This window comes from Streptomyces sp. CO7 (genome assembly GCF_053474865.1).
In genome coordinates this window covers 69,856-70,379 of sequence record NZ_JBRIOU010000004.1, presented here as the reverse complement: position 1 = coordinate 70,379, position 524 = coordinate 69,856, and the positions used below count along the sequence as shown (strand labels likewise).

At 80.2% G+C, this 524-nt stretch carries 1 protein-coding gene; it reads right to left on the bottom strand.

The genetic code is table 11. From position 1 onward, the window contains the following. Positions 1 to 102 precede the first annotated feature (102 nt). A partial coding sequence (locus tag ACOV8S_RS12970) for a phosphatase PAP2 family protein (protein WP_448317983.1) occupies positions 103 to 524 on the bottom strand: 422 nt, incomplete at its 5' end.

Sequence of the window (524 nt, the reverse complement as noted above, 5' to 3'; positions counted from 1 at the left end):
GGGCCGGGGGCCGCATGCGGTGGGTGGTCCCGCCCGACGGGACGGGGCTGCTGACGGACCCCGTGCTGCTGGAGATCGCGATGCACGAGGCGGTGGCCGGCCTCAACGGCACCTGACGTCCCCGGGCGGCCCGGCCTCCGCGTCGTCCGGCGCGGCCTGCCCGGCAGGCGGGGCGGCGGAGCCGCCGGTGCGCGCGGTGAGGACCGCCGTGCCGGCGGTGAGGCTGCCCAGGACGTCCAGCGGCCAGTGGTAGCCGTGCCGCACCAGCCCCACGGCCGTGCCCGCGACCAGCGCCGCCCACAGCAGGACCACGACGAGCCGCGCCGCCCGCCGCCGCAGCCAGGGCAGGAGCAGCAGCGCCGCGACGCCGTAGAGGACGACCGCCGTGGCCGTGTGGCCCGAGGGGTAGAAACCCGTCTCCGGGGCCATCGGCGGCGGTCCCGGCCGGGCGATCAGCGCCTGCAGCGGCGCCACCACCAGCGGGACGGCCACCGCCGCTCCCGCCGCCACGGCCGGCGGCGTCC